The organism is Mucilaginibacter terrae, from assembly GCF_031951985.1.
GTDB lineage: Bacteria > Bacteroidota > Bacteroidia > Sphingobacteriales > Sphingobacteriaceae > Mucilaginibacter > Mucilaginibacter terrae_A.
The window spans coordinates 442,765-469,114 of the sequence record NZ_JAVLVU010000001.1 but is presented as its reverse complement, the minus strand read 5'-3'; the positions used below and the strand labels follow the sequence as shown (position 1 = coordinate 469,114).

General features: G+C 46.4%; 24 protein-coding genes and 1 pseudogene. 12 read left to right on the top strand and 13 right to left on the bottom strand.

The features are described 5' to 3' along the window. Positions 1–25 precede the first annotated feature (25 nt). From QE417_RS02095 to QE417_RS02080, 4 genes are all read right to left on the bottom strand, one after another. On the bottom strand, positions 26–3,160 hold the full coding sequence (locus tag QE417_RS02095) for a SusC/RagA family TonB-linked outer membrane protein (protein ID WP_311947221.1): 3,135 nt from the start codon (positions 3,158–3,160) through the stop codon (positions 26–28). Between the two features lie 696 nt (positions 3,161–3,856). Then, complete coding sequence (locus QE417_RS02090; protein WP_311947219.1) at positions 3,857–4,096, bottom strand: DUF1456 family protein; 240 nt, start codon at positions 4,094–4,096, stop codon at positions 3,857–3,859. 10 nt (positions 4,097–4,106) lie between these two features. Next, positions 4,107–5,408, bottom strand: a complete 1,302-nt coding sequence (locus QE417_RS02085; RefSeq protein ID WP_311947218.1) for a DEAD/DEAH box helicase — start codon at positions 5,406–5,408, stop codon at positions 4,107–4,109. A 382-nt stretch (positions 5,409–5,790) separates the two neighbouring features. After that, a complete protein-coding gene (locus QE417_RS02080; protein WP_311947216.1) occupies positions 5,791–6,204 on the bottom strand; it encodes a winged helix-turn-helix transcriptional regulator in 414 nt (137 codons plus the stop codon). A 123-nt stretch (positions 6,205–6,327) separates the two neighbouring features. Here QE417_RS02080 and QE417_RS02075 point away from each other — a divergent pair, with 123 nt between their 5' ends. The 3 genes from QE417_RS02075 (at position 6,328) to QE417_RS02065 (ending at position 9,410) form a co-directional block, all read left to right on the top strand. Beyond that, positions 6,328–7,122, top strand: a complete 795-nt coding sequence (locus QE417_RS02075) for an SDR family oxidoreductase (RefSeq protein ID WP_311947215.1) — start codon at positions 6,328–6,330, stop codon at positions 7,120–7,122. Positions 7,123–7,142: 20 nt separating this feature from the next. Continuing rightward, a complete protein-coding gene (locus tag QE417_RS02070) occupies positions 7,143–7,466 on the top strand; it encodes a nuclear transport factor 2 family protein (RefSeq protein ID WP_311947214.1) in 324 nt (107 codons plus the stop codon). Positions 7,467–8,402: 936 nt separating this feature from the next. Continuing rightward, entirely contained in the window at positions 8,403–9,410 is a 1,008-nt protein-coding gene (locus QE417_RS02065) for an LLM class flavin-dependent oxidoreductase (protein ID WP_311947213.1), read from the top strand. Between the two features lie 178 nt (positions 9,411–9,588). Here the strand turns inward: QE417_RS02065 and QE417_RS02060 are convergent, their stop codons facing one another. The 5 genes from QE417_RS02060 to QE417_RS02040 are packed head-to-tail and all read right to left on the bottom strand — an operon-like array spanning position 9,589 to position 15,716. Then, positions 9,589–12,687: an error-prone DNA polymerase gene (locus tag QE417_RS02060; protein ID WP_311947212.1), complete on the bottom strand. Its 3,099-nt coding sequence runs from the start codon at positions 12,685–12,687 to the stop codon at positions 9,589–9,591. A 13-nt stretch (positions 12,688–12,700) separates the two neighbouring features. Next, positions 12,701–14,200 carry a Y-family DNA polymerase gene (locus tag QE417_RS02055; RefSeq protein ID WP_311947211.1) on the bottom strand — a complete coding sequence of 500 codons (1,500 nt, stop codon included), beginning with the start codon at positions 14,198–14,200 and terminating at the stop codon, positions 12,701–12,703. A gap of 5 nt (positions 14,201–14,205) precedes the next feature. Then, positions 14,206–14,955 carry an ImuA family protein gene (locus tag QE417_RS02050; RefSeq protein WP_311947209.1) on the bottom strand — a complete coding sequence of 250 codons (750 nt, stop codon included), beginning with the start codon at positions 14,953–14,955 and terminating at the stop codon, positions 14,206–14,208. A 4-nt stretch (positions 14,956–14,959) separates the two neighbouring features. Next, a complete protein-coding gene (locus tag QE417_RS02045) occupies positions 14,960–15,313 on the bottom strand; it encodes a hypothetical protein (protein WP_311947208.1) in 354 nt (117 codons plus the stop codon). Beyond that, positions 15,300–15,716, bottom strand: coding sequence for a hypothetical protein (locus QE417_RS02040; RefSeq protein ID WP_311947207.1), 417 nt, complete (start codon positions 15,714–15,716; stop codon positions 15,300–15,302). The genes QE417_RS02045 and QE417_RS02040 overlap by 14 nt, the downstream gene beginning before the upstream one ends. 242 nt (positions 15,717–15,958) lie before the next feature. On the opposite strand from QE417_RS02040, the gene QE417_RS02035 reads away from it, so the two are divergent. The 9 genes and pseudogenes from QE417_RS02035 to QE417_RS02000 all read left to right on the top strand — a co-directional run bounded on the left by QE417_RS02035 (position 15,959) and on the right by QE417_RS02000 (position 21,781). After that, a complete protein-coding gene (locus QE417_RS02035) occupies positions 15,959–16,222 on the top strand; it encodes a hypothetical protein (RefSeq protein WP_311947205.1) in 264 nt (87 codons plus the stop codon). Positions 16,223–16,234: 12 nt separating this feature from the next. Further along, positions 16,235–16,843 (top strand): alpha-ketoglutarate-dependent dioxygenase AlkB family protein, encoded by a 609-nt coding sequence (locus QE417_RS02030; RefSeq protein WP_311947204.1) that lies wholly within the window; start codon positions 16,235–16,237, stop codon positions 16,841–16,843. A gap of 13 nt (positions 16,844–16,856) precedes the next feature. After that, the gene (locus QE417_RS02025; protein ID WP_311947203.1) at positions 16,857–17,078 is read left to right on the top strand and encodes a hypothetical protein; all 222 of its coding nucleotides are present in this window, start codon (positions 16,857–16,859) and stop codon (positions 17,076–17,078) included. Between the two features lie 29 nt (positions 17,079–17,107). Then, positions 17,108–17,266 (top strand): hypothetical protein, encoded by a 159-nt coding sequence (locus QE417_RS02020; RefSeq protein WP_311947202.1) that lies wholly within the window; start codon positions 17,108–17,110, stop codon positions 17,264–17,266. An 18-nt stretch (positions 17,267–17,284) separates the two neighbouring features. Further along, positions 17,285–17,389, top strand: a pseudogene (locus tag QE417_RS23625) (DinB family protein); the annotation flags it as partial. A gap of 239 nt (positions 17,390–17,628) precedes the next feature. After that, the gene (locus QE417_RS02015) at positions 17,629–17,952 is read left to right on the top strand and encodes a hypothetical protein (RefSeq protein ID WP_311947201.1); all 324 of its coding nucleotides are present in this window, start codon (positions 17,629–17,631) and stop codon (positions 17,950–17,952) included. A 166-nt stretch (positions 17,953–18,118) separates the two neighbouring features. Continuing rightward, positions 18,119–18,691: a carboxypeptidase-like regulatory domain-containing protein gene (locus tag QE417_RS02010; RefSeq protein WP_311947200.1), complete on the top strand. Its 573-nt coding sequence runs from the start codon at positions 18,119–18,121 to the stop codon at positions 18,689–18,691. After that, positions 18,663–20,561: a TonB-dependent siderophore receptor gene (locus QE417_RS02005; protein WP_311947199.1), complete on the top strand. Its 1,899-nt coding sequence runs from the start codon at positions 18,663–18,665 to the stop codon at positions 20,559–20,561. Before QE417_RS02010 ends, QE417_RS02005 begins: the two co-directional genes overlap by 29 nt. Before the next feature lie 2 nt (positions 20,562–20,563). Then, on the top strand, positions 20,564–21,781 hold the full coding sequence (locus QE417_RS02000; RefSeq protein WP_311947198.1) for a PepSY-associated TM helix domain-containing protein: 1,218 nt from the start codon (positions 20,564–20,566) through the stop codon (positions 21,779–21,781). A 790-nt stretch (positions 21,782–22,571) separates the two neighbouring features. On the opposite strand, the gene QE417_RS01995 is transcribed toward QE417_RS02000, so the two are convergent. From QE417_RS01995 to QE417_RS01980, 4 genes are all read right to left on the bottom strand, one after another. Next, positions 22,572–23,369, bottom strand: coding sequence for a helix-turn-helix domain-containing protein (locus tag QE417_RS01995; RefSeq protein ID WP_311947197.1), 798 nt, complete (start codon positions 23,367–23,369; stop codon positions 22,572–22,574). Positions 23,370–23,411: 42 nt separating this feature from the next. After that, positions 23,412–24,284 carry a pirin family protein gene (locus tag QE417_RS01990; protein WP_311947195.1) on the bottom strand — a complete coding sequence of 291 codons (873 nt, stop codon included), beginning with the start codon at positions 24,282–24,284 and terminating at the stop codon, positions 23,412–23,414. Positions 24,285–24,326: 42 nt separating this feature from the next. Then, positions 24,327–25,184, bottom strand: a complete 858-nt coding sequence (locus tag QE417_RS01985) for a pirin family protein (protein ID WP_311947194.1) — start codon at positions 25,182–25,184, stop codon at positions 24,327–24,329. 82 nt (positions 25,185–25,266) lie between these two features. After that, positions 25,267–26,346, bottom strand: a complete 1,080-nt coding sequence (locus QE417_RS01980) for an MBL fold metallo-hydrolase (protein ID WP_311947193.1) — start codon at positions 26,344–26,346, stop codon at positions 25,267–25,269. Positions 26,347–26,350: the final 4 nt, after the last annotated feature.

The following is a 26,350-nucleotide window of genomic DNA, read 5'->3' as shown; positions in this document are numbered from 1 at the left end:
CTTATAGTTTTAACTTACCTCACAATTAAAATCCGGCTTGTATACCAAATTGGAACGAACGTGCAGAAGGGTATTGTCCAAAATCAACACCATTGGTGAGGGTGCCATTTTTTGAACCAATTTCTGGGTCGTAACCTTTGTAACCGGTAAAAGTGAGCAGGTTGGTTGATGAAACGAATATCCTTAAACGCTTAATGGTTGAGCCACTTACCGATGTTAAAGCACTGGTAGGCAGCGTGTAACCTAATATTACGTTTTTCAGGCGCAGGTACGAACCGTTTTCGATCCAACGTGATGATATACGTCCGTTACGGTTAGGGTCACCGTTAATGGCGCGTGGCATATCAGTGTTGGTATTGCTCGGTGTCCACGCATTTAAAACAGTGGTACCCGCGTTAAACAACCTCGACATACCCTCCATTATGATCCTCGGGGTGTTAAGTATCTTATTGCCCTCTACGCCCTGGAAGAAAACTGAAGCATCAAAGTTTTTATATGAGGCCGAATAGTTAAGCGAATACGTAAATTTAGGCAAGAAACTACCCAGCCTGGTACGGTCATAATTATCAATTACACCATCCGGAACACCGTTAGGGCCGCTCAAATCTTTAAATTTGATATCGCCGGGAGCCGCATTGGCTTGGGTTGGGCTTGAAGCTATTTGCGCAGCATTCTGGAATATTCCATCAGTTACCCAACCGTAAAAATATTGCACGCTTTCGCCCGCCCTTGTATTTGTAAAGGCATCACCACCACCCAAGTCAGGGTCGTTGCCAGAAGGGATAGATGCACTTGCAGTGTTTAGGAACAGTACTTTATTACGGATGGCACTTACCAAACCGGTAATATCATATTTAAAATCGCCGGTATTTTTGTGGTAACCCAACTGCAACTCAACACCGGTATTGCGCATACCGCCCGCATTATCTAAAATCCCTGCTCCCAAAAAGCCTATACTGCTTGGAGTTGGCACAACGATCATTAAATTATCTGTCTGGCGTCTGAAAAACTCTGCGGTTAAAGTGAATTTATTATTTAAGATACCAAAATCAACACCCACGTTTAACTGTTTGGTTTTTTCCCATTGCAGGTTAGGATTGGTTATACCATCAATATATGATGAATTTGGTGTTAAAGCATTACCAAACGGATATACCGCCGCATTTGCCTGAACCGGTGCAAGGTAAGGATAGTTACCTAACGAGTTCGGGTTAATACCTGTCTCACCGTAGCTCGCTCTGAGCTTTAATTCAGATACTGTTGTACTGCCTTTTAAGAAATCTTCCTGATCTATTTTCCAACCTATAGACGCTGCAGGGAAATTGGCATATTTTTTTCCGGGAGCCCATATTGATAACCCATCGCGGCGTATAGATGCCTGGAAAAGGTATTTACCTGCATAATCGTAGTTTACACGACCTACATATGAGGTTATAAAGTTTGTTTCTACACTGTTATCGGCTCCAATATTGGTAGCACCGGTTAAGGTTTTAATTAAGTTGGAGGACTGGTTACCGGTTTCAACCTGGTTATTATAGTTTAACGACTGTGTTTCGAAAACAGCGGTTGCACTAAGGTGATGTTTATCAAAGGTTTTATCGTAGTTTAATTGCTGGGTAAACAACTTAACTACAGTTGATTGCCTGCGGTAACCTACAGATGCACTGGTTGATACACCGGTACCACCATCAAAAAATATTGGGGTATAGTTATAGGTGGAGTTATTTAAATAATTAACACCAAATGTTGACCTGAACTTTAACGATGAAAGTATATTAACATCTAAAAAAGCTGAACCTAATAAGTTGAATGAATTGATACGATTATTGCCAATCAACGCTGTTTCGATGGGATTTACAGGGTCAGAACCGTCAAAGCTGCTTATAGGTCCTTGAAAGCCTCCTACTTTGGTAGGATCGTAAACCGGTATATAGGGCTGCATCCTAATTAAGTTAATGATGGCCGTGCGGTTGGCGTTAAGTGTAGGATCATACCGTTGGTGACTTACCGAAGTATATAGGTTTTGACCAAAGGTAAATACCTTACTGATGATATGATCTGAATTGATGCGGTAATTTAAACGTTCGAAATTTAATGCCTGTGCTATACCATTTTGTTTGAAGTAACCTGCAGAACTGTGAAACCTTGAAACATCATTACCACCGCTTACGCCCACGTTACTACCTGTTAACAAAGCATTTTTAATAAAATACTCATCTTGCCAGTCGGTATTGGTTTGTGCATAAGTTTGGCTGGAACCTGCATATATAGGTGCATTAAAGTTGGCTGGTTTAAAACGATCAATGCTTCCATAAACGCCTAAATTTTTGGCGTATTGAATGTATTGGTCGGTATTTAACAGATCTAATTTTTTTATAGGGCTTTGCACGCCGGCGTAAGAGTCAAACGTAACACTAACTTTTCCGGTGCGCGCACCTTTTTTGGTAGTTACCATAATAACACCATTGGTGGCCCTTGATCCGTAAATAGCTGCGGTACTTGCATCCTTTAAAACGTCAACGCGTTCAATGTCTTTAGCATCATACTGTTGCAAACCTGTGGTTAACGGAAATCCGTCAACTACATACAGCGGATCGGATGCAAAACTTACCGAACTGATACCTCGAATGGTAACCAACGGAGCGCTACCCGGCGAACCATTGTTGGTAACATTTAGACCGGCAACCCTGCCTTGCAAAGCCTGGTCGATACCAGCAACAGGTAATGCCGTAACGGTTGTGGCATTAACCGATGATATAGCACCTGTTACGGTAGCCCTGCGTTGTGACCCGTAACCCACAACTACAACCTCGCCTAATGAACCTGATGTAGCCTGTTTTAATTGAACACTAATATCTGTACGGCCTCCAAGAGCTACTTCCTGACTGGCGTAACCTACGTAGCTTATAACTAAAGTACTATTGGCCGATGGTACATTGATACGAAAACGACCGTTTTCATCAGTAGTTTGACCTACTCCTGTGCCTTTAACTTTTACGGTTACCCCTACAAGCACCTTACCTGTTTCATCTGTAACCACACCCGTAATTGGGACTGCCAGTTTCTGATTCTCTAAAGTTAAAGGTATTGCCGCAGCAGCAGTTGATGCATCCGCAGTTGTAAGCGAAATTAACCCGATGATCGGGAGGTATAATTTCATTTTTTTTACAAGTAAATAATACTGCATAAGAAATTGGTTAGGTATATAATTTTTTAATTAATTGGTTTGAATAATAAGTTGATTAGATAGATATGTATTGACTATACAATACGACATACTAATGAGGAATTACGCTCATAAATTAAGTGGTTAAATAAGTGGTTATAATTGGGGTTTACTCAGGCGCTAATTCTTTGTAAGATGAGCGCTAATACTGTGGTCTAAAGTATGTTTATATGCCTTAGAATAAGTATCACAAATGTTACTAATTGGGTATCCAAATGTTAAATAGCACTATTTGCAGCTTCAAAAGACAATATTTAACCTTAGCCTAAAATAATATTAAGCATGGGTTATTTTTATGAACCGGAAATTTTTCTTCTTGAGTACTGCCTTCAAAAGACAATAAAAGGTTACCCTTTAGCAAAAATATTTGAGGATAAACGCAACGAGATTATTGTATGGTATGTAATATGAATTACATACCTGGGTTACCTGTTGGCAGATGGCCGGAATTGGGCAGGCGTACCCATTAATTGCTTTACATCAAATCAAGCATACTTCCTGCTTGAAATTTCTATGCAAAACACCTTGGGTAAGTAAAATGTAAAACATTTGTAGGTAGATACGCGATTTAATATTTCGGCACTTGGTTATACAGCGTTTTACAATATCATAATCGCAAGCTAATCTGCTTTATATTTTAGGTTCGGCTTTTGGCCTTGGGCCGCGTTTGTAAATAATTAAACCATTTAAAAAGTTACGCAGTATCTGATCGCCGCAGGCTTTAAAATTAGGATGGTCATCAGCCCGAAAAATAGCTGTGATCTCGGTTTTGGTAATGCGAAAATTAACCAGGTCTAAAACCTTTATAATGTCATCATCGGTAAACTTCATGGCTACCCGCAGTTTCTTCATGATATCGTTATTGCTCATGGTAGATATTTTATCGTGATATTTCTATCTTAATTTTCTTGTTCTTTATTTTTTCACCACGCACCAGTTCAACAGTACGTTCTATTTTACTACGTTTAACAGCCGCATACGATGAATTATCGAGCACTTCTATCAACCCGAGTTCCTCTTTGGCCAGTCCGCCTTTTTGTAATAGTAACCCTACAATATCCACCTTGTTTATCTTATCCTTTTTACCGGCGGCAATGTAAACGGTAGCCCATGGTGATAGCTCAGGTAAACTTATCTCTGCACTAAGGTCTACAGTTTCGGGTATATCTTTCAGGTACGGTGGCTTTTCATCGGGCAAAAGCATTAAATAAGATGTTCCGGTGGCGTGCATACGTGCCGTTCGACCGTTGCGGTGCGTAAAGGCCTCTTCGTTATGCGGTAACTGGTAATGTACAATATGCGCTATCTCTGGTATATCTAAACCGCGAGAGGCTAAATCGGTAGTGATGAGCAAGCGGTGGCTACCATTCCTGAACTTAAGCAATGCCCGCTCCCGGTCGTCTTGCTCCATACCACCATGAAAAATACCGTGTGGCAAGCCCATGTCCCAAAGCAGGTCGCTAATGCGGTCAACGGCATCGCGATGATTGCAAAATACCAACGTGGGTTCGTTAGCTATTTTACACAGCAGGGCAAAAACAGCTTCCAGTTTATCTTCGCTCCCGGCAATTACGGCCATATGTTTAATATCAGGAGCCGATGCCTTATTGGTAAGGTAATCGAGTATAACAGGTTTTACTATGCCAGTAAACGCGGGAATATCGTCCATTTTAGTGGCCGAGGTTAACATTCGTTTTTTAATGGCAGGCAGCTGCTTAATAATAAAGGCCATATCTTCCTGAAAACCAAACTCAAGCGCCTTATCAAATTCATCGAGTATAAGCGTATGCACCTCCCGGGTGCTAAAACTCTCGCGACGCAGGTGGTGGGCTATACGCCCCGGTGTACCTATAAGCACCGCCGGCGGGTGCGACAAGTTGTTCAACTCCGTTTTAACATCATGCCCTCCGTAGCAGCAATTTACCTTAAAACCCGTGCCCATAGCACGAAAAACCTGCTCAATTTGTAAAGCCAGCTCGCGCGATGGCACCAGTATTAAAGCCTGTACATTGGTTACACCTGTTTTGAGGCTCTCAAGCAATGGCAGTAAAAACCCCAGCGTTTTGCCCGATCCTGTTGGCGACAACACAATAACGTCGCCTTTTTTAGCGGCGCTTATAGCGGCTTCCTGCATGGCGTTCAATGCAGTTATTTTAAGATTGAGCAGGGATTCTTTGATCATTACCAAATTGGATTGAGGGCAAATATACGGTTATTATGCAGGGAGACGGATATGAGTTTTGGCTGATTGCTGAAACTCCACCAGTATCACTTGATAGCTATACCAATAGCTTATACACATTACAAAACAATAAACGGCATTTTAAAATTGCATGGGCGGTATGAAGTATAAAAAAGTCTCTCAGTTAAACTAAGGGGCTTTTATCGTTTGTGCTCGAAAATGGGTGTTTCTCGAACCATTTTATGGCTGATTTGAGGAAGTCAGCAAGTTTAATATCGCTCCACTCCCAACATAATGTTCCAAATTACGAAACCTTTTTGGTCATTGGCAAATCGTGAACGATACGGTAAAGTTCTCAGGATTTGTTTCGAGAGATGCTTGCCTAAGACGCATGCATTGACGCCGTTTGTTCATAAACCCCATCTTTATCATCTGATGCTAATGTATTATGCTTCAAAATCACCCTGCGCAACTGCCCCTGATGTTTGTCGCCCCAAAGGCCGATAGAACGTATCAATGGAATAAGCGTTTTTCCAAAGTCAGTCAATTCATATTCTACTTTCGGAGGCATCACCGGATATATCGTCTTGGTCACCATTTCATGGTCTTCTAATTCTTTCAGTTGAACATTCAACACCCTCCTCGTAACGTCCGGGATCTTCCTCTGCAATTCACTTGGACGTAGATGGCCCTGGTGAATAAACCAAAGGATACGGATCTTCCATTTGCCATACAGGACTTCACCAACCAGATCAAGGCCGCAGTTTAGTGTGGGAATAATCTTTTTTACGTACATATATACAAATATACATTAGCCTCCCTACCTGAGCAATACGGATAAATTTATCCCTATCTGATTCGTAAGCCCGTAATTGTGTAGTATCTGAGTACTGCCGAGATTTGTACAAAACAAATATTTATGGAACATCAGATCAATTACAGTAACGAATTAGCCAATAAGATAGCCCTGGTAACGGGTGGTACAAAAGGTGCCGGAAAAGCTATTGCCGACCGCATAAAAGCGGCAGGCGCTACGGTGATCATCACGGCAAGAAACAAACCTGATCAGCCAGACCCTGAGCTGCATTTTATATCTGCCGATTTAAGCCAAGCGGAAGATGCCAAAAAAATGATCAGTGAAGTGCTGTCAACCTATGGAAGGCTTGATATTTTGGTAAACAACCTTGGTGCTTCATCAACACCCGCCGGTGGTTTTGCAGCATTGAATGATGAGGATTGGATATCAACCCTACAAGCTAATTTACTGGCCCCTGTTAGGCTTGACAGGGGCTTTTTACCCCAAATGATTGAACGGAAAAGTGGGGTTATCATCCACATCGCATCCATACAGGGCATATTGCCGTTGTACGATTCTACCTTGCCGTATGCAGCTTCAAAAGCGGCATTGATCAATTACAGTAAAAGTTTATCGAATGAAGTTACACCCAAAGGTGTCCGCGTGTTAGCTGTTTCGCCTGGATGGATAAATACATCAGCATCGATAGCCTTTTTGGGAGAGATCGCAAGAAATGCAAATAGTAGCGTAGAAGAAGCTCAGCAAAGCGTAATGGATGCATTGGGCGGAATACCTTATGGCAGGCCAGCCAAACCTGAAGAAGTAGCTGAACTGGTTGGCTTTTTAGTATCACCAAGAGCCAGTTACTTAACAGGAACAAATTACGTTATTGACGGCGGAACTGTACCAACCATTTAAAAACCAATTAAACAAAGATTATGGAATTACCACAATTAGTAGCGCAATTTGTAGAAACGCAAAATACTTACGACAGCGAAACTTACGTAACCTGCTTCACCGAAAGCGCCATTGTTCATGACGAAGGCAGAACCCACACCGGCAAAGAAGAAATACGGGAATGGATCGAAGAAGCAAATGAAAAATACCGATCTGTTATTAAGCCGCTTCAATATGAAGAATCGGGATTAAATGGCGTATTGACAGCCGAAGTATCAGGCACCTTTCCCGGAAGCCCAATAGTACTTAAGTTTCATTTAGGGCTGAAGGGCGGCCTTATCGATTCGTTAAAAGTAACGGGATAAATACCAGTCTTGCTTGGCTACAATCGACTTTAAATATTTTTTACCAAAGTATCGAACCAAGGATTGATTACTAAAAATCAAAATATCAAACACTTAAATACATATTCCGATTTTTAACCATTTGGGTCTGCCCGAACGGGATAGAACCCAAAACCACCTTCAATTCCTTTAAACCCAGTTTCAAAAATTAATTAAAATTAAAAAAACGGCCTTTACAATAGTGTAAAAGCCGTTTCGTGCGCCCACCTGGGCTCGAACCAGGGACCAAAAGATTATGAGTCTTTTGGGCTAACCAATTTACTATGAGGCAAATAGTACATTTCTGACTTACAAAGGCTAATTTAAGACTATTTTTCGATTTGGTCAAGAATCCTCTGTGAAGTATTTGTGAAGAATTGTAACTTGAATTCGCTATTCAAGAAGCTGAATAACTGGTTCAAAATGAAAAAATATTACGTCTTACTGGTTGACATTCACTGAAACATATTTAATGCGTCTTAAACGCTCTACACCATCACTCCAAAGCAACTACTGTTATATCTCTTTCATACCCTCACTTAACATGCCCAATTGTATTTACGTTTCCCGGACAGCCACCGCATTGCCAAAGGCGCTTGTCGCGACAGACCCCACGCAATTCGGGACAAGACACCGGTCAATGATCGCCTATTGCTAGAAAAACTCCGGTAGCCTCGGGCTTGTTATTTCGCAGGATGGTGATATCCGTGCATTTTACCGGCTCGATGATAAACTGATCATGTGGGAGAACATTAAAACGCAACAATTCATTAACAGCCGCAAACTTAAAAGGTCAACTTATCAAGCTGAATTTTGAGGTTCATGTCATCGTTCCGTCCTCTAAGTGTAAAACCCGCACATCGCGTGTTATAAAGCTCGCAAAAACTTCATTTTTGTAAGCTAACGCTTTCGAATTTCATGAACATAAAATATTCAGTTTTAGATCTGGCGACTGTGATACAAGGTGATCAGCCGGCAGATACGTTTAAGAAAAGCCTCGACCTGGCCCGTCATGTGGAACATCTTGGTTATGAACGGTTCTGGCTGGCTGAGCATCATAACATGCCGAATGTAGCCAGCTCTGCTACGGCGGTATTGATCGGACATATCGCAGGCGGCACGCGTATCCTGCGGGTAGGCTCCGGCGGTGTGATGCTGCCCAACCACGCTCCGCTGATCGTAGCCGAACAGTTCGGAACATTGGAATCGCTTTATCCCGGCCGCATTGACCTGGGACTGGGCAGGGCACCGGGGACGGACCAGCTGACCGCCTTTGCTATCCGCGGCGAGAATTTTCGTGTAGAACAGGACTTTCCCGGAGACATCAGGCGTTTACAGCAGTTCTTTTCAAGCGAAAACAGCACCAGTAAAGTCCGGGCAATCCCAGGTGAGGGGCTCGACATCCCATTATGGATATTAGGTTCCAGCCCCGAAAGCGCTTTTGTAGCCGCTGAGCTGGGTTTGCCTTATGCCTTTGCCAGCCACTTTGCCCCGGCACACTTTATGAGCGCAATTGCCTTATACCGTGAACATTTCAAACCATCTGGCCGGTTGAAAGAGCCTTATGTATTGGCCTGCGTAAACGTAATTGCCGCTGCGAGTGATCAGGAAGCGGACCGGTTATTCACCTCATTACAGCAGTTCTTCCTGGGCATTGTAAGTGACAAAAGAAAACCGCTTCAGCCGCCGGTAGACAGCATGGACGGCCTTTGGAAATACCACGAGCGGGTTGCGACCGAACGCATGCTGGCTTATTCTTTTGTAGGCAGCCCGGAAAAGCTAAGGTCGGAGTTATCCGCATTTTTGCAGCAAAGCCAGGTCAACGAGGTTATGGCCACCTCGCATGTATTTGACCACCAGGCGCGGCTCGACTCTTACCGTATTTTTGCGGAAACGGTGAAGAGCTTAAACCTTCATAGTTTGTAAATATTTGCCGGCGGAGAAATAGTGATTCCTCCGCTGGCCGTTTTAACCTTACCTGAAATTCCTTGCCTTGGCAAAAGCTTCCTCATTCACTTTTTCCCGTATCTGCGTCCGTTTATTGGTTGCTGGATAAGGCGCACTTTTTTCATCTGCCCGTGACGGCACCGGCACCAGCAAGTCCTCATCTGCTTTCACCAGGGTCCTGCAATAGCGAAGAAACGTCGAAGCAACGCCGGACGATGACATGCACGACCCTGCCCTCCCGCTGTACCTTGCCCTCGACCATAATGAGCTTGGCGCCGAGTATCTCTTTGCGGAATGTGTCAAACAGCTTTTCAAAGATAACGAGGTTGGCAAAACTCTTTTCATCCTCTATGGTCATAAAACAAACGCCACCTGCGGTCCCCGGCCTTTGCCGTACCAACACCAATCCGGCGACCCTGACCAACTCCCCGTTTTCCGTTTCATGGTTGATCTCACGCGTGGTCTTGGCACCGAACTGCCGCAGCTTATCGCGCACAAAACTGACCGGATGTGCCTTCAATGATAAAAAGGTACTGACATAATCCTGCACGACATGCTCTGCTGGAGTCATGAGCGGTAACTGAATACCGGTCTCAAGTTCCGTTTCCGAAGGCTGGTCTTTAAAGAGTTCAATGGGGATATCCTTGAGCGCATCAACTTCCCAAAGCGCCTGCCGCCTGTCCAGGCCAATGGAACGAAAAGCATCGGCATCCGCTAAAGTAGCCAACGCACTTTGCGATACTCCTGCATTGCGCAGTTCCGTCACCGTACGGAAGCGGTCCCTTCTGCCTTTCATCAACAACTGTATATCCTGTTCGCGGATTCCTTTGATCTGCCGGAACCCTAAACGTACCGCATGGTAATTCCCGGTCTTTTCCTCCAGCAGGTTATCCCAGTTAGAATAATTAATATCAATCGGGCGTACGGTCACCCCATGCTGCCGGGCGTCGGTGACGATCTGTGCGGGCGGGTAAAAGCCCATGGGCTGGCTGTTGAGTAAAGCGCCACAGAAAGCTTCGGGGTAGTAATGCTTGAGCCAGCAGGATACATACACGAGCAGGGCGAAACTGGCCGCATGACTTTCCGGGAAACCGTAGCTGCCGAATCCCTCCAACTGCCGGAAGATACGTGAGGCGAACTCCTCGGTATAGCCCTTGCTCATCATGCCGTCGATGAGCTTCTTCTCGAACTGGTTGACCATGCCTTTAAACTTAAAGGTAGCCATGCTGCGGCGCAGGGCATCCGCTTCGGTCGGCGTAAACCCGGCGGCAACGATGGCGATCTTCATGGCCTGCTCCTGGAACAAGGGCACCCCTAAGGTCTTGCCTAAGATCTCTTCGAGTTCTTTGGACGGGTAAGTGACCTCTTCCTCACCATTTCTGCGGCGCAGGTAGGGATGTACCATGTCCCCCTGTATCGGGCCGGGCCGGACAATAGCCACCTCGATCACCAGGTCGTAAAAGCATCTGGGCTGCAGGCGCGGCAGCATCTGCATCTGTGCACGGCTTTCAATCTGGAATACCCCAAGGGTGTCCGCCAGCTGGATCATGGCATACACGGCCGGGTCATCCTGCGGAATATTCGCCAGGGTCAAGTCTTTGCCATAGTGTTTTTTGACAAACTCAAAGGCCTTGCGAATGCAGGTCAGCATACCCAGGGAAAGCACATCGACCTTCAGAAAGCCCAGCGCCTCTATGTCGTTCTTGTCCCATTCGATATTGGTCCGGTCCTTCATGCGCGCCTTGAGTATCGGGCACAGGTCGGTGAGCCGACCGTCAGTGACGATAAAGCCCCCGGTATGCTGACCCAACTGCCGCGGCATCCCCATCATCTGGCCGGTAAGTTCGAGGGTTTTCTTGAGTAAAGGATCTTCCGCATTTAACCCCTGTTCGGCAAGCTTTGCCCGGTCAAACCATTCGTCGGTGTATTGCCAGATACAATCGGAAAGCCGTTCGATGGTATCCGCGGAAAGCCCCATGGCTTTGCCCACATCGCGGATAGAGCCTTTTTGCCGTTGCATGGTAACGGTCGCTACAATGGCCGCACGGTCACGTCCATATTTCCCGTAGATGTATTGAATGATCTCTTCCCGGCGCTCATGTTCAAAGTCCACATCGATGTCCGGCGGTTCGTTACGTGCAGACGAGATGAAGCGTTCGAAAAGGAGGTCGAACTTGGTCGGGTCAACCGAGGTAATACCTAAACAATAGCATACCGCCGAGTTGGCTGCTGAACCCCTGCCCTGGCATAAGATCCTGCGGCTGCGGGCCTCGCGGACGATATCGTGCACGAACAAAAAGTAATTCGCGAAATCCATTTCCGCGATGAATTTCAGTTCGTGCAGGATGCTGTTCACCACCTTTTCCGGAACGTCTACCCCGTAGCGGTCACTTGCCCCTTTCCAGGTGAGATGTACCAATTCATCATAAGGGTTTTCGCCTCCGGGATTGATCTCTTTCGGATAAACGTAATTCAGCTCATCAAGCGAAAAGGTGCAGGCATCTGCGATGTGTACAGAATTTTCGATGGCTTCGGGATACTGCCGGAAAAGCCGTTCCATTTCCGTCATCGGTTTGAGGTGCCGCTCCGCATTCTGGTGCAGCAGGTACCCGGCATTATGAATGACACACTTTTCCCGAACGCAGGTCAGAATATCCTGCAACTCCCGTTTATCCGGATGATGATAATGCACGTCATTGGTGGCGACTATGGGTATATCCAGTTCCTGCCCCAGGCGGGCGATGCGGTGGATCCGCTTTTGGTCATTACCCAGGTAATAACAACTGGCCGCCAGGTACAGCGATGTTCCTATAAATTTCCTGTACTCTATTAACGCATCCTTAAAGCCTTCACCGAAATCGAAGCGCCTGTTCAGTTTCTCCGGGGGCAGAACCACGAAAATGATCCCTTCGAGGTAATCATACAGATCAGACCTGTACAGGAAACACTTTCCTTTTTCCGCGCGGAGGTTCCCCACGGTGAGCAATGCGGACAACCGGGCGTAAGCGTCTTTGTCTTTAGGATAAGCCAGTAAGCTCGGCCCGTCGAGCAGGTCAAGGCGGCAGGCCGGTATGATACTCATGCCCCGTGCTTTCGCCGCTGCATGACCACGTACGATACCCGAGAGTGTATTGCGATCGGTGATGGCAATACGGTCATACCCGAACTCGTAAGCCTGTTCGATCAGTTCCTCGGCGTGGGATGCCCCTCTTAAGAAACTGAAGTTGGTGGTGACCTGTAATTCAACGTAACGCATTTAAAACCTCCTCTCAGGCGAAAAAGCCGTGTAAATACCAAAGGGGACTTTCGCTGTCGTAATGTCCCGAGCGGAACACCCAATACCGTCTCCCCTGTTTATCTTCGATACAATAATAATCCCGGTGTTCCCCTTCATCCATCCACCATTCCCGTTCGATGCGTTCGGGGCCGTCTGCCTTGGTGATCTCGTGACGCTGCCCTGCGTAAACGAACATTTTGGGCGGCAGATCCGGTACGGGTGCCATGACCTCGATCTTTTCCGGTTCGGGTAAAAGGCGTGTCGGTCGCGGCTGATCGGTATTCCAATCCATGGCCGGCTTTTCCTGTATGGAACGGGCAGGTTTTAGCGAACGTTCCGGCCAGTAATGTGCATCGGGAAGATAGCGGCGAATGGTGTGTGCGCCAACTTTCCCCGCCAGCCGATCCAGCAGCTCCGCTACTTCCAGATCATCCAAGCCCGGTTTCGCAGCCCAGAGCACATCCTGCCGGGTAAATATATCTTCGACGCTCGTCGCGGCCAGGGTGAAAACTTCTATACCCAGAGCCGGGGTGATGAAAGGCACCTTCATTTCCAGCAATTTGAACAAGTGGCTGACGCTGTGGGATGGACGGTTAGTGCCGATCTTTTGCTCTTCGATGTGGCCATCAATGCGGTAGCCTTTTAGCGTTGCGGAACGCAGGCCCTTGCCATCTTTTTGTAAGGTTTTACACAGTGCTTCCAGTAATTTTTCGATAGCGATCTTGATAGCTTCCGCCGTAATTACCGGTTCGAGGCAAGGCAGCCGTTCCTCATACTCGGGCGGCACCTGCAAGGGGATGATAAATTCCTTTTCCTGACCGGTCGCCTGGTCGATGCGCAGCAGCAAATGATCATTGATGTGCCGGCGCAGAACAGAGCGTTTCATTTTTACAAAGCTGTTTACCGTGCGAAAGCCCAGCTTCCGCATTTTTTGCTGCGTCAGCTCATCCAGCCGGAGTGCGGCGGGCGGCAAGGGTAACAGCGCCCGAATATGTTCACCGGCCGGTATGATGGGGGTTATCTGACCAAAGCGGGCAATGCCCCATGCGGCACCAATGGTGTCGGCCATCGCCCCCCTTACGGTATACCCTTTGTCTTTAAGTTTGGTAAGAATGTCCTTCAGGTAAGGCCGCTCCCCTCCCCAAAGATGGGTGCAACCGCTGATCTCCAGGATCAGGCCGTCCGGCGGGTCAACGGCAACAATGGGCGTGAAACGGATACACCATTCACCGATTCCCAGTAACAATTTTTCGGCCTTACCCGGTTTTTCATCAAAAATTTCCAGGCCGTGGCAGATGGCTTTGGCATCGGCGGCCCGCATACCTGCGTGAATACCGGCGGCCTCTGCCATTGGGCTTATTGCCGTGATGAGCTTACGGCCATGGTCAGGTACGACAAATACATAAGGCACGCCTGCCAGTTCCGGCCGCCGGATAAGCTGCCAGTCCGCCACGAGGTGGCGAAACCATAAGGAAACATAGCGTTTGGACATGTCATTTATCCGATTTTTCGCAGTGGGACTTCAACCCCGGTGTGTCGTTGATGACCTGTATGATCTTCCATAGGAATTGCCGTAAACCGGTCCGCCGACCATTCCATGATCCAGCTACCGGGCTTACCGTTCCGCACACGCAGGAGATCGACCTGCCAGCGCGGAAAGCCTACGCCCGGAAGGTCATCTTCTGTCTCGCTGGGCAAAGGGATAACCTGCCAGCGGGCAACGCAGGCGGTCGTATTGATATTACGGGCATTGGTCCGCAGCACGAACCCGGTGACCTGACTTTCTTCAGCTGCCAGCTGCAGACGACGGGATTCGGTCATACTCAGCCCGTCCAGTTCAGCGATGACGGCAGCAAGCCCCTTGCATTTCAAGGCTTCTTCCATCACCCATAGCACATCGCGTTCTTTGGTCAGATCCATGAATATAATACGTTCCGGCGCCACATCGAACATCGTCAGCGATACCGGGAAGGTTTGCCTGGAGCGATTGATCCAAAGGCATGCACCGCCGCCATCCATCAAAACGCTGAGCAGGCCGCTTAAAAAACCATCACAAGCTGCCGCGTTTTCACTGACCGTGCACAGGAATTCATGGATGACACCTTTGGGCAGCACCCTGTTAGGAAATGCAGCCTCTATCGGTTCCAGACCGGGAATGCCCTTTGCACCTGCAGGTGAAGGTTTAAAGCCTTCCCATAACCGGATACTTTTTTGAAGTTCAGTGATCAGTTCTCTTTTGGTAGTCATCCTATCATTCTTGAGGACCAAAGAGGTCTCGTTCACGTTTACTTTCGGCGTGTATACCTGCATCATAGTGACGCATGATGGCTTGACCTATGGCCTGAGCTTCCCGGTAGTTGAATTGCCCGTCAGGACAAAAGACGAATACCTCGGGAACATGCATGGGCGGATGAGGTTCACCCAGGTACATGGGCGGATACCATTTGGAAACATCGAGGGTCAACACGCAGTGCAGCGCTTCGCCATCGTTGTCATAAGAAACCTCGTGTTCCATCAGGTCATCTTCGGTTATGGAACCCAGCTGCCGCACGGACATCGGAATCATAGCACCGCCCAGAAATGTATGTATGCTAAAGCTTTGCATAGCGTCCCATTTTATCCGAAAAACTATTGGCCAGATTCTTATTGTACAGGCCCAGCTCATGACGCAATCCGGGCATCATATATTCACTGATCCTGGCACCGATACGGTCGACCTCCTCCTGCGAGACATCGGTCAGTTTTTCATCCGGCAGTAAATGCGGTTCGATCAGTTGCGGCATAGCCTGCCACAGTAAGGGAAGACCAGCCTGTGCTATACGTGCCGATTCGTTGACCCAGCCATTTTCACGCAACACCAGTAACAGTTCATGGTTACCGCCTGGTAAAGTATAATGCACCTGGAAACTGATCTCCTTCTGCTCACCGGGCACTACCGGGACCGTGTCCGCGATCAGCATGCGGACCGGTTCCGCCTTTAATTCTACGTCGATATGGAAATAATTCATGGCAATATTTTTACAAAACTAATACTAATATTATTAGCATTTATCCATATTGCTGGGCTGAATTTTACACAGGGCTGTGGAGAACTTTCATATCATGCTGACTACAAATACATATAAGACAAATCAAATAAACTATTAAATAAGGTAAATCAGTCTTTAAGCGATTAAAAGAAAATTAACGGCTTACTTTTTGCTAAATTTATTAGTATATAATATCTTTGTTCAAAACACAGTTTGAAGAGATGATTACAGTAACACACCTGACCCGGGAGTCTAAAATCTGGTTAAAGCGCAGGTCAGACCAGGTGATGATCGTGCAGATCATACCGGATAGTCAAAGCAAAAATATCATCCCCAATTATGCGTTGTTTGAGGCATTTGACGAGCAGCCCGAATACTTAGGGTGCATCTTATTTGACAGCAACGGTTATTGGATTTATGACGGAGCCCATCTATCGGTAACAGAACAGGAACAGGTGGCTCAATTCATTTTAAGAGGAAAGTAAAGAAGATTATCGATGGAACAATTAGCGCTATTTGCAGAGGCTGGTCAAAGCCAGGGATTGCCTGTGAAGTACCTTGAATATTTTCCCGGCTTGATCAATAAAGAACAAAGCGATTTTCTGCTGGATAAACTGGTTAAAGAGACACCGTGGAAACAGCAGGTGCGCAGGATGTATACAAAGGAAGTTATAACGCCGCGGCTAACGGCCTGGTATGGCGACCCCGATATTTACGATTACCAATCGCTGGGTAAAACGGTTCCGCTTAACTGGACACCGGAATTATCAGCGATTAAAAAAATGGTAGAGCCGCTTTCGGGCGTAACGTTCAGCAGCGTACTGCTGAACTATTACCGTGACGGCAATGACTCGGTTGCCTGGCATAGCGATAAGGAAGATATTTTGGGCAAAAATCCGGTAATCGCATCAGTAAGTTTCGGGCAGGTACGCAGCTTCGACATCCGGCACAAAGATGACCACTATCTTAGATATTCCGTCAGACTGGAACACGGTTCTTTCCTGCTGATGAAAGGCGGCCTTCAGGAAAACTGGGAGCACCGCATTGCGAAGTCACCGAAATTCATGCGGCCAAGGGTCAACCTTACTTTTCGGGTCGTAAAATAAAGCGTATCTTGCCATGATGATCACCTACTTCGATTTCCTTCAAATGAGCGAGCCGGAACAATTCGAGGCCGTATGGAAGGGAACTTTTCTTGGCGAACGTAGGGAAAAGGGATTATGGGTGCAATGTTACAGCCTGAACAGCTTTTACGCAGACGTGTATTATGACGAAACGGCTAATTGCATTCAGCGTGTTGTGCCACATTTAAAAATTGAACAGTTGATGCTTTATCAATAACGGTTGGATTAGAGTCCTCTCTTCGTTCAATGAGCAGACTGGTTAGCAGGTACGAATTGATTGCGATATGGCAAAAAGCCAACGACGAGCTGTTCAATTTTATCAGCAATTATCCTGAACATGAGCTTGAGTTACCGGTGACTTTTGTTTATCCAAACGGCAAAACCAGCCAGATGCCTTATTATTAAAGCTTTGTCCATGTTGCTAACCATTCAACCTACCATCGTGGGCAGCTCGTTACCTTGTTGCGTCAGACAGGCTATTCCGATTTCGGATCTACCGACTTGGCGGCCTACTATCAGATGAAGTAATTGGAAAAGTAGGTATTGATCTTTAGTGGTTTGGATTACGGCAATTCCTACAAGAAGCGCCGGATCTCACGATAGCAGGCGAAGCGGAACATCGGCAGCAGACGCTGGAAATGCTAACAGAGGGTTTGGAAATCAATGTTTTACTGACGGATCTGAGCATGCCCGTTATGGACGGATGCAACTGGCCAAGCCTGTGGACGACAAATCCCCTAATACTAAAGTGGTTTTATTAACCGTGATTGAAGGAGAAGAGCATATCCCAGCACGCTTTTCAGGCCGGGATAAAAAGCTATGTATTCAAAACCGCTGATCCCGAGGAATTGGTATATGCCGTCAGGCAGGTGGCCAGTGGAAAAAGATACTTATGTCCGAAATTGTCCGACCAGTTAATGCGGCGTATCTGCGGCTGGCAAACGGATCAATCCGTAAAAGTTACCAATATTGAATTTTCTAAAAGGGAGTTAGACGTTCCACGCTTGATCGCGGATAGCTATACCAATGATCAGGCCGCAGATAAATTATTTACCAGCAGATGTACAGTCGATGGACACCGCAATCCATGATCGACAAGACCGGCAGCCGGGATTTCTCGCTCAATGGTCGATATCATGGGCGCGCAAAAGAACAGATCAAGCAAAACAACCCATTGCCATTATTTGTAATTAATCTAAATAAACGTTTAATTTGCGGAAATTTATAGCTAATGTGATTAACCCAACGCAATGTTAATTGAAAAAGCCGGTGATCCGTCGCCAAACTTCCCACCGGCCCAATGTCAACAGATCCTTCAACCCATTAAACATTTTAACAAAGATGTATGCTTTATTACGTACTAAGAAATTTTCGTTTACTTTTCTTTTTCTGATCGCCAGCGCGGTCGTTTATGGCCAGACCGGTACTATTAAAGGAACCGTTACCACGTCAGACGGCAAACCCGCCGAATTTGTGAGTATTGGTCTCAATGGCACCACTAAAGGTACTACCGTTAATCAAAAGGGCACTTACCAGCTCAACCATGTTGCCGCAGGCGCTTATACCCTAACCGCAAAATTTGTTGGCCTGACCACGCAAAGTAAGGTCGTGGAAGTTAAACCCAATGAAATTACCATAGCCGACTTCATGCTCAGCGAAAACCTGGAGCAGTTGCAGGAAGTTGTTATCAGCGGGACTAAAAACAATAAGTTCGCTGCCAAAAAAAGCGATTATGTGGCCCGATTAACCCCTGGAAAACCTGGAGAATCCACAGGTGTATACGGCTGTTCCCAAGGAACTTTTGAACGAGCAGATCGTGGTGGACTTTAAAGAGTCGCTACGCAATGTACCTGGTGTGGTACCTAATAATAACCCGGCAGGTGGTACTGGTGGTACTTTCCGCGGTTTTACCGCTACTACCACGGTTCGCAATGGGATGGCTATCCAATCCTATCAATCAGACCCGATCAACCTTGAACGTGTAGAAGTGATCAAAGGTCCATCGGGCACCCTGTTCGGCACGAGCATCGTAAGCTTTGGGGGCCTGATCAACCAGGTGACCAAAAAGCCTTACGAAACGCTGGGCGGCGAAGTGAACGTTACCCTGGGTAAATATGAGTTAAGCCGTATTACCGCGGACATCAATACACCGTTAAACAGCGATAAAACAGCGCTGCTACGCATCAATGCCGCCACGCACCGCGAAAACTCTTTCCAGGATTTTGGTTACAAACGCATGGTTACCTTCGCGCCCAGCTTCCTGTATAAAGCCAGCAACAGGCTGACGTTCACCGTGGAAGCAGAGCTGAACAAAACCAATCGTACTACTATAGCTTATCACCAAAACCTGCAAAATGTTCCTGGGCTGACCAACTTTAAGGATATCCCGTTGGACTTTAACCGGTCATTAAGCGGTGCCAACCTGGATGCCCAACTGTCTGCCACCAACATCCTGGGTGAGGCTAAATATAAGCTTTCCGAAGAGTGGACGTCTACTACCAATGTGGCTTACGGAGAGAACCAGATCGACCATAGTCACCAGATATACCCGCAGTGGGGCAATGACGCAGGTGGGGTGTTCTTTAACCGCAGCATTTCCACTTACGGACCCCGCATATTTACCTCGTTGAACCTGCAGCAGAACTTTACCGGTGACTTTAAGATCGGCAGCTTTCGAAACAGGATTGTAGCCGGCGCCAATTTTTACAATTTCCGCAGCTTCCTGCGGTTTACCGCAACAGGCATTTATGATAAGATATATCCGAACAGCACGACACCAATACCGGCTATTAATCTTGAGAAAGTGAATGCGTTAATGGCTAATGCCACACAAACCAATACAGAGTCTACCCAATCGGCCGTTAGCGCCTATGTGTCTGACGTATTTAACGTAACCGACCGCTTGGCTGCCATGCTGAGCTTGCGCATTGACCGTTTTACCAATGACCCTACATTAGCCAACGGCGTGATCAATAATACAACGGCATATGCTCAAACCGCGTATTCACCCAAGTTCGGGCTGGTGTATCAACTGGTGAAAGATCAGGTATCCTTGTTCGGTAATTACATGAATGGTTTTCAGAATGTAGCACCGGTGACACAACCAGGCTCAAGTGTGATCGATGTCTTTAAGCCTCGTCAGGCCAACCAGTGGGAAGGCGGTGCTAAGTTTGAACTGTTTGACAAAAAGCTTAACGCCACTTTCAGTTACTATGATATCAAGATAAGCAAGGATACTCGTATTGATAATGGCGTCACCATTCAGGATGCTACCTCTAAAAGCAAAGGTTTTGAGGCAGAACTGATCGCCAATCCGGTAACTGGTCTGAATATCATTGCCGGTTATGCCACCAACAATTATAAGATACTTAACGCAGCACCGGCAGCCATCGGCAAAATGCAGGCGCAGGTGCCGGGCAAGTATGCCAACCTTTGGATCAGTTATAAGTTTACCCGGACGGCCCTGCGTAATTTCGGCTTGGGCGTAGGTGGTAACCACGTATCGAGCAGCTTTTTCGATGCGGCCAATATTATCACGATACCGGGATATACGATCGTAAATGCAACAGTATTTTTCGATCAGCCGAAATGGCGTTTTGGCCTTAAAGGCAATAACGTCGGCAATGTCAAATACTGGAGCAACTGGGGCATATCAGAAACCCTGAGCCAGTATTTGGGTAGTGTTACCTTCAAATTTTAGGCATGGAGATCAAGACCGCGAAAAAGAAGTCTATCTTCCGAAAAGTATCGGAGTGGCTGCACCTTTGGCTGGGTTTGATATCCGGCATCATTGTGTTTGTGGTTTGCCTGACAGGCGGGCTATGGGTATTTCGTTATGAGGTCTTTTATTTTACCGAAAAGTACCAGCGGTTGGAGGAAAAGCAGCGGGCTTTCCTCCAACCCTCAGTGCTGGAAAAGCAGGGAAAGAATTATCTGAATGCCCACAAGGATACAGGTAGCGTGTTGATGAATATTACCTATGGCAAGGGCAAATCGGCTATCTTAACTTTCCACCTGCCCGCCGAAAAATTCGCTATGCTCTATCTCGATCCGTACACCGGTCATGTGGTATTTGATAAGCGCGAACCATCACCGGCTGAAATGTTTTTCATTGTAGTGCGGGCTGGTCACCGTTTTCTATGGCTGCCGCAAAAAATAGGTAGCCCGATTGTCGGTAGCGGCTGCATCATCTTCCTTGTCATACTCACAACCGGCCTTATTTGGTGGTGGCCAAAGAGGTGGACCAAGAAAACACGGGATAAGAGCTTTAAGGTCAAATGGGATGCTAAGTGGAAGCGTCTGAATATTGACCTGCATAACGTACTGGGTTTTTATTCACTGCTGTTCGTTTTGCTACTGACCGTTACCGGCATTACTTTTTCTTTCCACTGGTTCGCTGATGGGCTGTACAAGACCTTAACCTGGCAAACCCATGAACGGCTTGGAGAAGGTGGTCCGCATTCTGATACTTTGTTGGCTGTTAAATCCGTACTTCATAATAAAAACGATCTGGTTTGGCAGGATATGCAGCAAAAACATCCCGATTACAGCCGAGTGATGATCAACATGCCGGAAAATACCAAAGGGGCTTATCACGCTACTGCTTTTTTTGGCGATGGTACGCTCATTTATAACCGCGCGCAATATTATTATGACCAGTTTTCACTGAAACGAATTTACCTTAATACGCAGGACGAACGCAGTTATGATGAACTTTCGTTTGGCGAAAAGGTCTACCGCATGGATTTTGACATTCATACCGGACAGATACTCGGGTTACCTACAAAGATCCTGGCATTCATTGCCTGTATCATTGGGGCCAGCTTGCCGGTGACCGGAACCATTATCTGGTACAATCGTAAATGGGGTAAGAAGAAGCCTATTAAAGAAAACAGACAAACGCAATCAAACATCGTTTAAAGACGCTTATTGATTCAACTCTTCATAAATAATTTAAGGATATAAATCACCTTTAAGGTCAGGTGGAAACACTTGGCCTTTTTTATTAAGCGGTCGATATTTATTTTTGTAAGTCCGGCTTATTCTTTACATAATTTTTGATCGTTGCTGAGTTATGCTTCAGTAAGAGGGGACTGCTCCGCAAAAAATAGCTGATTTCAAATTTGATCTAAACGAAATCAAGAATTCACTTGATTTTAAAAGGCGGGGCACCAACCTTGAGATTAGTTTCATAGCGCTAAGGCCATACAAATAGGTAAATGGTGTTTTGTTAAATTGGCTTTAAACTAAACCCCATGAATATCAATTACTCCATTCTGATCAGTGCATGTAGTCCGGTGGTCGCAGCCTGCGCTTCTGTCGTCACGGATCTAAATTACAGATTGACCAGAAAGTCGGCCAATGAAAACAAACTGTACGAGGAAAAGATCTGGTCTTATCATGTAATCATCTCCGCCGAAAACAATATGTGTATAAAAGGAGATCTTCCAGATCACGCTACTCAGGAGCCAATCAGGTTTACTATTCAATATTCCAATTTTCCCCTCATTTGAGAGATATTTAAGCAGGCACAATCCGATAAGAATAGCCAATACAGCAAACAACACCCAAGCAATCTATTTTCATTTCAATTAATCAAGTTCAAGCCGACCGGACAATACTTAAAAAAAGCCTGTCCAATACTATGCACAAAAATGGGTTACATGGTCCTTTAAATAGTTCCACTTTGTAAGGTGGCACTTATTTTGACTCAAATTGCGGCTTGTAATTGTACGTGCTGTTGCTTTAAATAAGCCGTTGGCGATAACCCTGTTATCTTTTTGAAATTTCTGTTGAATGAAGTCTTAGAATTAAAACCAACTTCATAAGCCAATGACAGCAATGTGAACCGTTGGTTTTCAGGTAGTAGAGCATTCGTTTTAAATTCATTAATTCTTAGTTCGTTTATATAATCGTAAAAAATCTTCTGCTGTAACGTATTGATAACCTGAGATAGGCTATTTGGATGGACGTTCAACTGTGTGGCGAGTGTGTCCAAACTTAACTCCGGATCTTTAAAGAGCTTTTTTTGATCCATCAGTTTTAACAGCTCCAGATGCACCTCTGATAGAAGTAATTCTCCTTTAGCTGATTTCTGGTATTCGACAGGCGATGTTGCCTCCTCATATTGCTGTGCCTGAACCTCTAACTTATTAGTAAAAATGCCCACCTTTTTTACGCCAAAATACCCTGTGTATAGGATAAACAGGGCTAAACACGCAAAGGTGGTCGTATCGTTGCCAACAAGAACAGACATCCAGATCTCACCCATGCCGATTATTAGAATGTTTAGCCAATTCAAATTGATCTTCTCCACGTAGGAAAGTTGATCGGAAATTTTCCTACGATGTTCTTTTAGTAATAATAAAGAAAGCGCTATATAGGTAACACCAAAGGCTATCACCGCAAAATGGATAATCTTTAATATGCTGGTATAATCGGCACCCTGATTTTCGTAAACTCGTATTTTTTCAGCTACAGGCAGCAGAAAAAAATTTGCTAATACCACATATATTAAAATGGCCGGTATAAAATGAAAAACACACTTTGTTTAACGTTGAAATTTCCTGCTCTCCGGCAGGTCTTTTAAAGGAAGCATCTTATCAGTGTTATAGCGGTGATATAAGTGCTGAAAATCGTCCGGCCCATCCGAGATGAACGGGCCCTTGCTGTAGATCACCGCATTTTGAGGCTCAGCTGCGTATAGAACAAATCGACCGCCGGATCCGCCTCCGCTAACTACAAGCTTACTATCTGCTGACCCGGTCACCGGGTCCAGCCAGGCAACCTGCGAATGCGCAATGGTCATCCTATCCCGTCCGGCATTGATCGAGCCTTCGAGCATATAGATCAACCCATTATAGGACGCCGGTATCTCAATGGGCATCTCATCATGCGGAGCAAGTTCCACATGCAGGATGATCGTCGGAACCTGATTGATAACGGGAGACGTCAAACCCAATGCAGTACCACTGTATACCCGTACCGCTGACCTGCCCTGTTTTATCACTGGTACATTTTGAAGCGATAATTTTTGCCATTGCGGTTCCATCCAGATCTTGCCATTCGGCAATTGCAGCCATAATTGCAGGATCCTCAGTTTTACCCGGCTTTTGATCTCTTCCGTATGCACAATGCCGCTGCCAGCGGTCAGCCATTCGAGGTCGCCAGCAGACGAAGCGCGACTGCCTTCACCGGCCTGTCCCTCCAGCACGATAGTGATGATCTCGAACCCGGCATGGGGATGTGGGCCTCCGACGATCACTTGTCCGGGGAGATCTAACTGATCATCCATAAGCAGGATAAAGGGATCCGTTTGTTCAAGTCCCCTGCCTTCAAGAAGGGGTATAGCGACATGGCCTTCACCTAAGAAGCCACGAGTGGGTCGCGGACCGATAATTTGTGAAACACTACGTTCAGGCATTGACTTTTAAATAAGTATCAACAAATAAGAAATGGATAGCGGTCAGTGCTGATCTTTCCAACTGCCGAACTTCCCATCCCTGAAGTCCTTGAAAGCCTGGTCAAGTTCCGCTTCCGTATTCATCACAAATGGCCCCCTTGCAGCGACCGGTTCCCGCAAGGGTTCACCGGCAAACAACAACAGCTTTAATGGTTCCGTAGCCGTGATCGCGACCTCGCTAGGATGGTCGACCGAAGGCTCCAGCCATAGCACATCGTTCTTACGACCTTCCATTTCGTTCGAGCCGAATACACCGGAGCCTTCCAATACATAGATGAATCCGTTGAGGTCAGCACGCAGGTCTTGTTTAACGGTATGTCCTTTCCGGAGTAATATTTCCAGCATGATAACGGGCGCATAGTTCGCCGTTGCAGAACGAACACCTCCCGAGGAGCCTGAGATCACCCGGATCTCGGCGCCATCCTCCAGACGGATCGGCAAACTCTCATAGGGGATATCCTGATAACGTGGCGTGTCCATCTTATTTGCAGCGGGCAGGTTTACCCATAGCTGTAAAAGATGAGCGATGTCATCTTCAGGTGCCTCCTCCAGGTGCAGCAGACCGCTTCCTGCAGACATCCATTGTGTATCTCCCTGTTTCAACTTCCCCTGGTTACCGCGATTGTCGCTATGGTTCAATACCCCATCGATCATATAGGTCACCGTTTCAATGCCCCGGTGCGGATGATAGTCAAAAGCCCCCCGGCGCATACGGTCCTCAGCCATCACCAGGAACGGGTCAAAGTCTTTCCAGTTCCCGGGGGGTAGCACGAGTCCGGCTTTATGGATCAAAGTATCTTTGTGCACGGTCATTGACCACTTGCTTTTTACCCTACGCTGGATGATATGTTGATCTGGCATTTTATCTTGTTTATTTTTAATTTGTTCATATGCCGCACTACCTGGAAGAGACAGTGCGGCAGTTAAGTGGGAGGATCCTGGATCAGATAAAGTAATCTGAGCCGCCCGTTCCACGCTTTTGGTAGCCTTTGTGCGTACGCTCTGTACGGGTTGATTCTACTATCGTGTAAGCGTGATACTTAGTATTGGTCGTGACACCAGCAAGGCGCTCCTCCCATTTTTGTCCATTTGACGTTACTTTGGACAGCATCTTTTCAGTGACATAATTCACCATCGAATTGATCCAGTTCACCGTTCCGACAGAGTATTGATCAACGGGGTTGGCTGCAAAGAATATACCGGCACCATTGGGTGTACTCCATTGCATCAATGCCTCATCGGCGAATGCAAGCATGTCATGAAAGTATTCCCTTGAGGTGATCACATCCTGCCGTGTACCCCAACGGGTGATATGTCCGCCGATCAGAAAATCAAAATCGAACTCCAGTATCTGGTCATGTGCCTCGACCCAGCCGCTGATGTTTTCCGATGCGTCGCAGTGCATGAATGCGCAAGAACCCGGGCTGACGATATCGATCTTAACCAGTACTTTTGGTACGGGAGCATAGATGAAAATATTCCCGGGGCAGTGATTAGCCCCTTTATAAGTAAGTTCGAGTTTTTTACCGCCAAATTCGATCACATATTTATCCTCGAAGGTGAGGGTCGGCACCGGACGCAATTTGTCGGGGAAACGGGTGAGCAGTTCCCGGGTGATCTCATGGGCAATGATCTCGACACCTTCAGGATACATGGATGCGGCGCCGATGTGGTCGGAGTGCCAGTGACTGTAAACGACCTTCACAATGGGCTTGTCGGTTACCGACTCGATCGCAGCCAACATGTTCTCTCCGAGGATCGGCGGGGCGTCTATAGCGATCACTCCTTCGTCTGTCACAAAGAAAGCGGCATCATACCCGCCGCTGGTCACCCAATAGAAACCATCCTTCAGTTCTTCACAATGATAACCGTTCTTCTGGAATTCCGGCGTACTCAGGTACGCTGGCTGGAAATGCTGCGGTGAAGGGGCATGGTCGTGCCAATCTGCTTTTTCAAAGCCGTGTTTGGTAAAGTAGAAGTCTTCGTGAAGACCTTGTTTTTGCTCTTTCATTGAATCTTTCATAAGG

What these genes read in the sequence shown, in the direction of transcription:
- QE417_RS02095 (WP_311947221.1), bottom strand. Translation starts at nt 3,160, where the DNA reads ATGAAATTATACCTCCCGATCATCGGGTTAATTTCGCTTACAACTGCG.
- QE417_RS02090 (WP_311947219.1), bottom strand. Translation starts at nt 4,096, where the DNA reads ATGAGCAATAACGATATCATGAAGAAACTGCGGGTAGCCATGAAGTTT.
- QE417_RS02085 (WP_311947218.1), bottom strand. Translation starts at nt 5,408, where the DNA reads ATGATCAAAGAATCCCTGCTCAATCTTAAAATAACTGCATTGAACGCC.
- QE417_RS02080 (WP_311947216.1), bottom strand. Translation starts at nt 6,204, where the DNA reads ATGTACGTAAAAAAGATTATTCCCACACTAAACTGCGGCCTTGATCTG.
- QE417_RS02075 (WP_311947215.1), top strand. Translation starts at nt 6,328, where the DNA reads ATGGAACATCAGATCAATTACAGTAACGAATTAGCCAATAAGATAGCC.
- QE417_RS02070 (WP_311947214.1), top strand. Translation starts at nt 7,143, where the DNA reads ATGGAATTACCACAATTAGTAGCGCAATTTGTAGAAACGCAAAATACT.
- QE417_RS02065 (WP_311947213.1), top strand. Translation starts at nt 8,403, where the DNA reads ATGAACATAAAATATTCAGTTTTAGATCTGGCGACTGTGATACAAGGT.
- QE417_RS02060 (WP_311947212.1), bottom strand. Translation starts at nt 12,687, where the DNA reads ATGCGTTACGTTGAATTACAGGTCACCACCAACTTCAGTTTCTTAAGA.
- QE417_RS02055 (WP_311947211.1), bottom strand. Translation starts at nt 14,200, where the DNA reads ATGTCCAAACGCTATGTTTCCTTATGGTTTCGCCACCTCGTGGCGGAC.
- QE417_RS02050 (WP_311947209.1), bottom strand. Translation starts at nt 14,955, where the DNA reads ATGACTACCAAAAGAGAACTGATCACTGAACTTCAAAAAAGTATCCGG.
- QE417_RS02045 (WP_311947208.1), bottom strand. Translation starts at nt 15,313, where the DNA reads ATGCAAAGCTTTAGCATACATACATTTCTGGGCGGTGCTATGATTCCG.
- QE417_RS02040 (WP_311947207.1), bottom strand. Translation starts at nt 15,716, where the DNA reads ATGAATTATTTCCATATCGACGTAGAATTAAAGGCGGAACCGGTCCGC.
- QE417_RS02035 (WP_311947205.1), top strand. Translation starts at nt 15,959, where the DNA reads ATGATTACAGTAACACACCTGACCCGGGAGTCTAAAATCTGGTTAAAG.
- QE417_RS02030 (WP_311947204.1), top strand. Translation starts at nt 16,235, where the DNA reads ATGGAACAATTAGCGCTATTTGCAGAGGCTGGTCAAAGCCAGGGATTG.
- QE417_RS02025 (WP_311947203.1), top strand. Translation starts at nt 16,857, where the DNA reads ATGATGATCACCTACTTCGATTTCCTTCAAATGAGCGAGCCGGAACAA.
- QE417_RS02020 (WP_311947202.1), top strand. Translation starts at nt 17,108, where the DNA reads ATGAGCAGACTGGTTAGCAGGTACGAATTGATTGCGATATGGCAAAAA.
- QE417_RS02000 (WP_311947198.1), top strand. Translation starts at nt 20,564, where the DNA reads ATGGAGATCAAGACCGCGAAAAAGAAGTCTATCTTCCGAAAAGTATCG.
- QE417_RS01990 (WP_311947195.1), bottom strand. Translation starts at nt 24,284, where the DNA reads ATGCCTGAACGTAGTGTTTCACAAATTATCGGTCCGCGACCCACTCGT.
- QE417_RS01985 (WP_311947194.1), bottom strand. Translation starts at nt 25,184, where the DNA reads ATGCCAGATCAACATATCATCCAGCGTAGGGTAAAAAGCAAGTGGTCA.
- QE417_RS01980 (WP_311947193.1), bottom strand. Translation starts at nt 26,346, where the DNA reads ATGAAAGATTCAATGAAAGAGCAAAAACAAGGTCTTCACGAAGACTTC.